The organism is Lutibacter sp., assembly GCF_016342705.1.
GTDB lineage: Bacteria > Bacteroidota > Bacteroidia > Flavobacteriales > Flavobacteriaceae > Lutibacter.
On the sequence record NZ_JAEINV010000027.1, the window covers coordinates 1 to 7,722 of the forward strand.

Here is a 7,722-nt window from a genome sequence, read left to right on the forward strand (position 1 = left end):
GTACGCTTCTTAAGCGGTTTCTCTGAATAATACATAATAAGTTGATTTTGTGTCAACTTATTTTAGGACGGGACAGTATTGTAAACTAAAAAAGAGCAGCCAAATGGCTGCTCTTTTAAATTATGTACTTTTTAAATTATAAGCTACTTATAATTTTTTTGCATTTTTAACTTTTTGTTTCATTAAAGCAATATCAATTACTTCTTTCATTTCTGTAACATAGTGAAACTTTAATCCTTTTAAATAAGATTCTTTAATTTCTAGAATATCCTTTTCATTGTCTTTACACAAAATAATTTCTTTAATATTGGCGCGTTTTGCTGCTAATATTTTTTCTTTAATTCCTCCAACTGGCAATACTTTTCCTCTTAAAGTAATTTCTCCAGTCATTGCTAATTTAGGTTTTACTTTGCGTTGTGTAAATACAGAAACTATAGACGTTAACATGGTAATACCTGCACTTGGTCCATCTTTTGGCGTAGCACCTTCTGGAATATGCATATGCAGTTTATAAGTATCTAACCATTGAGGTTTTATACCAAAATCAATGGCATTTGCTTTAATATATTCCATGGCAATGGTAGCAGACTCTTTCATAACATTACCAATATTTCCAGTAATTGTTAAGCCTCCTTTACCTTTTGAAATAATAGATTCAATAAATAAAATATCACCACCAACACTTGTCCACGCTAAACCTGTCACAACTCCAGCAACATCATTACTTTCATATTTATCACGCTCTAAATGCGATGGCCCTAAAACTTTCTCAATAATTTCAACAGAAACCTTTGGTTCATAAACTTCTTCCATTGCTATAGATTTAGCTGCATAACGCACCATTTTAGCAATTTGTTTTTCTAAACCTCTCACACCAGATTCACGTGTGTAAGCTTCCACTATTTTTTCTAACTCACGTTTACCCATTTGTAAATGCTCATTAGTTAACCCATGTTCGTTTAGTTGCTTTGGTACTAAATGACGTTTTGCTATTTCTACCTTTTCTTCAATAGTATAACCAGAAACATTAATAATTTCCATACGATCTCTTAAAGCCCAAGGAATAGTTGATAAACTGTTTGCCGTTGCAACAAACAATACTTTAGATAAATCGTAATCTAATTCTAAATAATTATCATAAAACGTCGTATTTTGTTCAGGATCCAACACTTCTAACATTGCAGAAGAAGGATCTCCATTATGACTTGAAGACGCCAATTTATCAATTTCATCTAATACAAAAACCGGATTTGAAGTTCCTGCTTTCTTAATATCTTTTATAATTCTACCTGGCATTGCACCAATGTATGTTTTTCTATGTCCGCGTATTTCAGCTTCATCTCTTAAACCACCTAAAGACATACGCACATATTTTCTACCTAAAGATTCTGCAATAGATTTTCCTAATGAAGTTTTACCAACACCTGGAGGTCCGTATAAACAAATAATAGGCGATTTCATATCTCCTTTTAATTTTAATACTGCCAAATGTTCAATAATACGTTCCTTCACTTTCTCTAAACCAAAATGATCTCTATCTAATATTCTTTGAGCGCGTTTTAAATCAAATTTATCTTCAGAATACTCATTCCAAGGTAATTCTAACAATAAATCTAAATAGTTGCGTTGTACCGAATAATCAGACATTTGAGGATTCATACGTTGCAAACGTCCTAACTCTTTATCAAAAATAGCATGTACTTCTTTAGTCCATTTTTTAGTTTTAGAACGTACTTTCATTTCTTCCAATTCCTCATCAAAAGAAACACCACCCAATTCTTCTTGAATAGTTTTTAATTGTTGATGTAAGTAATATTCACGTTGTTGTTGATCCATATCCGTTCTAGTTTTAGACTGAATATCGTTTCTCAACTCTAAACGTTGCAACTCTGCTCCCATCTTTTTTAAGGTAAGTAAAGCTCTTTCTTTTAAATTATTAGTTTCTAATAATTCTTGCTTTTCCTCTACTTTTAAATTCATATTTGCCGAAACAAAATTGATTAAAAATGGGTTGCTTTCAATATTTTTAATTGCAAAAGTAGCTTCCGAAGGTAAATTCGGATTTTCTTTAATAATTCTTATTGCCATTTCTTTTATTGACTCAATAATAGCTTCAAATTCCGCATCTTTCTCTTGAGTTCTATCTTCCTCACAAGCTTTTGTAGTCGCTTGAAAATAAGGCTTTTCCTGTACAATAGATTCAATTTCAAATCGCTTTTTACCTTGAATAATAACAGTTGTATTTCCATCAGGCATTTTAAGCATTCTTAAAATTACAGCCACCGTACCAACTTTATGAATATCATTCACTGTTGGATCTTCAATTGCTTCATTTTTTTGTGCAACAACACCAATAATTTTATTGCCTTTGTTGGCTTCCTTTATTAACTGAATAGATTTATCTCTCCCTGCGGTAATAGGAATTACAACGCCCGGAAACAATACTGTATTTCTTAACGGTAATATGGGTAAAAATTCAGGAACATCTTCCTTATTAATTTCTTCTTCATCCTCTGGAGTCATTAAAGGTATTAAATCAGCATCATCATCTAATATGTTTTCTAATGACATATTGTCCAGTTTTAAAAATTTTGTATTACTCATAGTATATAATTAGTCATTTTGTCATTTATTATTTTCAAAAAAAAGAAACAACAAACATAAAATTCATTTATTAAATTGATTATCAAGACTCTAAAAAAATATTTTCACTAAGTCCTACTATTATTTTTCAATTGTTATGCCAAAATTAAGAATAACATCTTCTATTTTTTTATAAATTTAACTAAAAGTGTAACAGTTCAATTATTCCACTGTCTTTTAATTAGAAATCGATTTTTGAAAACAGAAATTCAACATATTAACCAACTACTTGAACTTTGTAAAAAAGGGGATACCAATGCTCAATTTGAGGTGTATAAACAATATTATAAGGCTATGTATAACACAGCCATTAGAATTGTAAATGACAGTTTTGAAGCAGAAGATATTATGCAGGAATCGTTTTTGTCAGCATTTACAAAACTAGATTCATTTATTGGAAATGTAACTTTTGGAGCTTGGCTAAAAAAAATAGTGATTAATAAAAGTATAACCGCTTTAAAAAAGAATAAAAGAATAGAAACCAAACCTCTGGAATATGCTGTTTTAAGCGAAGACGAACCTGAAGAAAATGAAGATTACAGTGGAATACAATGTAAAGACATTCTTGAGAAAATAAATGAATTAAAAACAAATTACAAAGTAGCCTTAACGCTACATTTTATGGAAGGCTATGATTATGAAGAAATTGCTCAAATTATGGATATCACCTACGAAAATAGCAGAACAACCATATCTAGAGCCAAAACTAAACTGAAACAACTTTTAGCTGTACACGATGAAAGATAATTTACAACATATTTGTAATAACCTTGAAAACAAATTTGATATTGAAGAGCCTAACAGTGGGCATTTTGAAAGGTTTGAAAAAAAATTAAAAGACCAAAAAAAGCCTTCTATTAAAAAGAAAAATAGAAGTCTGTTTTTGTTGCCTATTGCCGCTTCCATATTACTTTTTATTGGAATTTGGATTGGTAAAAATTATTCAAATAATGGCTTAGAATTGGCAAGTATTTCACCTAAAATGGAAGAAACACAAAGCTATTTTGTTGCAACTATACAAAAAGAATTAGAAAACGTAGCGCTAGAACGAAACAGCGATACTGAACAACTTATTAATGATGCATTACTACAACTTAATAAACTTGAAACACAATACACCCAACTTACTTTAGAGCTCAAAGAAAGTACTGAAGACCAAAGAATTATTTACGCAATGATTTCTAATTTTCAGCAGCGTATTGAATTATTACAACGTTTATTAGCACAAATTGAAGATGTTAAACAATTTAAAAAACAACAAAATGAAAAATACATATAAATTTCTAATCGTTTTTATGCTACTCCCATTTGCAATTTCAGCAAGTGTTAAAGATTGGAAATACACTAAAAATAAAGTGATTAAAAAAGAATTTACCGTTTTAAAAGACGCCACTTTAAATGTTACCAACAAATATGGAAACATTGATATTATAACTTGGAATGAAAATACTATTCGTATTGAAGTAAGCATTACTACAAATGGAGATGATGAAGAAAAAGTAAAAGACAAATTAGATGCCATTTCTATAGATTTTAGTGGAAACAGCAACAGCGTTTCTGCCAAAACAATGATTGAAAAAATTTCTAATTCTTGGAGCTTTTGGGGGAAAAACAATAACGTAAGTATGGAAATTAATTATTTAATTAAAATGCCCGTAACTAATAATGTGAATTTAACCAATGATTATGGGGGCATAAACATAGATAAATTAGAAGGCTCTTCAAAAATTAATTGCGATTATGGAAAATTAAATATTGGTGAATTATTAAACACTCAAAATGCTATTAATATTGATTACACCAATAATTCAATAATTCAATATATGAAAGATGGCGCTATCAATGCAGATTATTCTACTTTACATATTGAAAAATCTGGAAGGACAAAACTAAATGCCGATTACTCACATATTTCTTTTGGAATGTTGGTAGACTTAGATTTTAACTGTGATTATGGCGATTTAAAGGTAGAAAATGCTGGAAATATAAAAGGAAATAGCGATTATATGCATACTACCATTAATAAATTAATTGGCACTGCCGATTTTATAATAGATTATGGATCCCTAAAAATTAGTGAATTAAGTAGCAATTTTAAAGTTGTAAAAGTACAGTCTTCCTATACACACATTAAATTGGGTGTAAACCCAACAAACGCTTTTAGCATAAACGCCTCTTTAAGTTATGGCAGTTTAAAAGGAACCGCTGGATTTAATTTCAACAAAGAAATTAGCAATACTTCCTCTAAATATTATGAGGGTTATTATAATAAACCTACATCTAATTCAACCATTTCTATAAAATCAAGTTATGGAAGTGTTACATTTTCTAACAACTAAAATTTAAATTATGAAAAAAATAACAAGCTTATTGGTATTAATTATTCTAAGCACACAACTAAGTGCACAAATGTATTCAAAGAAAATAAAAGGAAATGGCAACAGTACCACTACTGAAAGATCTGTTACGGATTATGATAAAATTGGTGTTGCAGGTGCATTTTATGTTAGTTTAATAGAAGGAAATGAAGGTAAAATTACCATTAAGGCGGATGAAAATTTATTAGAATATATTATTACGGAAGTTGAAAATGGTGAATTAAAAATTAAAACTAAAAAAGGATACCAAATACAATCAAAAAATAACATTGAAATTACCATTCCTTTTGAAGAAATTGAAGCAATTTCTTTAGCAGGTTCAGGTAAAATAAATTCAGAAGATCCTATTAACACTTCCGATTTAAATTTGTCAATTGCTGGTTCAGGTAGTATAAACTTAGCAATAGCTACCCAAAATTTAAATTCTAGCATTGCAGGCTCTGGAAACATGACACTAAATGGTAGTACCAATAATTTTAGTGGAAGTATTGCAGGTTCTGGAAATGTAAATGCGTACGATTTAAAATCAGAGATTACTACCATTAAAATTGCAGGTTCTGGAAACGCAAAAGTAACTGCTACAAATGAGATTCACGGATCATCAGCTGGTTCTGGAAGTATTTATTATTCTGGAAATCCATCTATTGTGAAGGTAAAATCTGCCGGATCAGGTTCCGTTAAAAAGAAAGGGTAAATTAAATAGTTATCAAAAAAGCTGAAAATCTTATTAATTGAAATGAGATAGCTGTACTTAATTTTACACTACTAATTTCTAATATTTAATAAGGTCACTTATTTATAATTAAAAAATGGATATGCAGTTTTAACTTCATATCCATTTTTATATCATCAAAAAAAATATCTTAATTTTGAACTTTCTTAACTTCTTGTTCTCTAAAATAGTTGATGTAGCTAACTATTTCTTTTGTACGTCTTAAATAATCTTCAAAAATATCTGGACGATAAATGTTTGGTTTTCCATTTTCAATAGTTGTAATCCTAGGATCAAAAAAAGCGTAGGTATAAAATGCATTTACCACTAACTCATCAGAAGGTATCACTTTATCATAGGCATAAATATATTGTAAAATATGTTCTTTACGCTCTGGATATATTGTCAATAATTGCCAAATAGCCTTAATGTATTCACCTGCAGCTAAACTCACTTTTACATCATCATATGTATATATATCTTTATACACTGAATTTCTATAAGCTACATCATTTATAAGTCTTTGTGCTTCTTTATTAAAGGTCATCTTATCCTTATCTACTGAAACTCCCGGAGTTTGAAGTTCTTTTAACCACTCTTTCATGTACTCCTCATTCTTATCAAGAAATTCAGCTTGCTTTGCAGAAAGTGTTACTTGTTCATCCTTATCAGTAATTTTAACTTGACCAAAAATAGGCATATTTAATCCTAAACATATAACTGCTATATATATTACCTTATTCATTTTTGCTGACATAATTTTTTTCATTTATTTCTACTACTTTAATTTTTTGAGAGATACGGTTTATTTTAAGTTCTAAAGATTCTATTTTAGAATCCAATTTATTTTGACTTTTCTCAATTTCCTTTACTTGTGCACTCCAATCCCCATTATGAATTCCTACTACAGTATTTACCATTTTTGGTCCTCCAGCTGTTCTAGTATCCCAAGAACGCCCCACTGCTAATGTAAAATCATCTGCTGTCATGTTTTCTGGATGAATTGCTACTCCGTATCCTTTAATTTCGGTACTCGCAACTATATAATCACCTGATTGTACTGTACCCATAACTTTTACAGGAATCTGCCCCATAAAAGCAACATTATTCCCTAAATGATTTTTTCCTTCTTCAGGAATATTACCAGTAATTATTGGTTTATGTGAAACCACCATAATTTGTTCAACATTGGTCAAATCTCTTGTAATCTTACCTCCTTGTACGGCCACAATATCACCTGCCGTTAAATACTCATTTACATCTACACGCTCCAACCATTCTGCATAATCCCCGTGTCCTGAAGAATATTCCACACCAATTTTATTGAATTGATCAACTAAATTGGAAATTGAAGTAAATCCAGCTACTACGCCATCTAATAAATCAATTCCTACAAAACTTGACATTACATTCATTAAATACACATTGTCTAACACCGTATTGTCTCTAAAATCTTGAGTAGATTGTGCTCTAATGGTTCCTGTTCTTCTGCCATCTTTATCCTGAAAAGTAATGTATTGATTTTCTTTGGTTAAAGAATTACTTACTACACCAGCAGTAACATTTGGCATTGTTAAACTAGGTAAACCTGCTGTTGGTATCTGTGGAATTCTTGGAATAATAGGGTCAGGTAAACCTAAATTATAAGGTATTATTGGAATTTCAGGAATAGTAAATCCTGGAATATATATTCTAGGTAGAGTTAAAGTTACTGACCAAGGTGGAACACAAACTGTTGCACAGCCCAATAATCCCGTAGGATCACATACTTCACCACAAGCTTGCGGTGTAGTCCAAGAACCTCCATTTACAATAGTATATTCATTCCAAACAACTGTTTCCGGTACGGTTATAGCAGGAAAATTAAATGGTAAGCCCAGTCCATCATTGATACTTCCAGTAATTCCATTTGCAATTTGAGCCATTGCTCCAGCTATATAAGTAGCAGGCATTAAATCAAAAAGATCTGTTGGCGTAAAACTATTACCA

7 protein-coding genes are annotated in these 7,722 nt (G+C 30.4%); 4 read left to right on the plus strand and 3 right to left on the minus strand.

The genetic code is table 11. The annotated features are described in order from the left end of the window. Positions 1–147: 147 nt before the first annotated feature. The gene (gene lon, locus JEY78_RS15580; RefSeq protein ID WP_291853608.1) at positions 148–2,604 is read right to left on the minus strand and encodes an endopeptidase La; all 2,457 of its coding nucleotides are present in this window, start codon (positions 2,602–2,604) and stop codon (positions 148–150) included. Positions 2,605–2,838: 234 nt separating this feature from the next. Between lon and JEY78_RS15585 the strand changes: the two genes are divergently transcribed. The 4 genes from JEY78_RS15585 to JEY78_RS15600 are packed head-to-tail and all read left to right on the plus strand — an operon-like array spanning position 2,839 to position 5,715. Beyond that, entirely contained in the window at positions 2,839–3,390 is a 552-nt protein-coding gene (locus JEY78_RS15585; protein WP_291853611.1) for an RNA polymerase sigma factor, read from the plus strand. Continuing rightward, positions 3,380–3,922, plus strand: a complete 543-nt coding sequence (locus JEY78_RS15590; protein WP_291853614.1) for a hypothetical protein — start codon at positions 3,380–3,382, stop codon at positions 3,920–3,922. Before JEY78_RS15585 ends, JEY78_RS15590 begins: the two co-directional genes overlap by 11 nt. After that, positions 3,906–4,982, plus strand: a complete 1,077-nt coding sequence (locus JEY78_RS15595; protein ID WP_291853617.1) for a hypothetical protein — start codon at positions 3,906–3,908, stop codon at positions 4,980–4,982. The genes JEY78_RS15590 and JEY78_RS15595 overlap by 17 nt, the downstream gene beginning before the upstream one ends. Before the next feature lie 10 nt (positions 4,983–4,992). Next, positions 4,993–5,715 (plus strand): head GIN domain-containing protein, encoded by a 723-nt coding sequence (locus tag JEY78_RS15600; RefSeq protein WP_291853619.1) that lies wholly within the window; start codon positions 4,993–4,995, stop codon positions 5,713–5,715. A gap of 169 nt (positions 5,716–5,884) precedes the next feature. Here the strand turns inward: JEY78_RS15600 and JEY78_RS15605 are convergent, their stop codons facing one another. Together JEY78_RS15605 and JEY78_RS15610 are read right to left on the minus strand one after the other, a co-directional pair. Further along, entirely contained in the window at positions 5,885–6,478 is a 594-nt protein-coding gene (locus JEY78_RS15605) for a hypothetical protein (protein WP_291853622.1), read from the minus strand. Continuing rightward, positions 6,471–7,722, minus strand: a 1,252-nt coding sequence (locus JEY78_RS15610; RefSeq protein ID WP_291853625.1) for a hypothetical protein, incomplete at its 5' end; no start/stop codon positions are given. The genes JEY78_RS15610 and JEY78_RS15605, both read right to left, overlap by 8 nt.

What these genes read in the sequence shown, in the direction of transcription:
- lon (WP_291853608.1), bottom strand. Translation starts at nt 2,604, where the DNA reads ATGAGTAATACAAAATTTTTAAAACTGGACAATATGTCATTAGAAAAC.
- JEY78_RS15590 (WP_291853614.1), top strand. Translation starts at nt 3,380, where the DNA reads ATGAAAGATAATTTACAACATATTTGTAATAACCTTGAAAACAAATTT.
- JEY78_RS15595 (WP_291853617.1), top strand. Translation starts at nt 3,906, where the DNA reads ATGAAAAATACATATAAATTTCTAATCGTTTTTATGCTACTCCCATTT.
- JEY78_RS15600 (WP_291853619.1), top strand. Translation starts at nt 4,993, where the DNA reads ATGAAAAAAATAACAAGCTTATTGGTATTAATTATTCTAAGCACACAA.
- JEY78_RS15605 (WP_291853622.1), bottom strand. Translation starts at nt 6,478, where the DNA reads ATGAATAAGGTAATATATATAGCAGTTATATGTTTAGGATTAAATATG.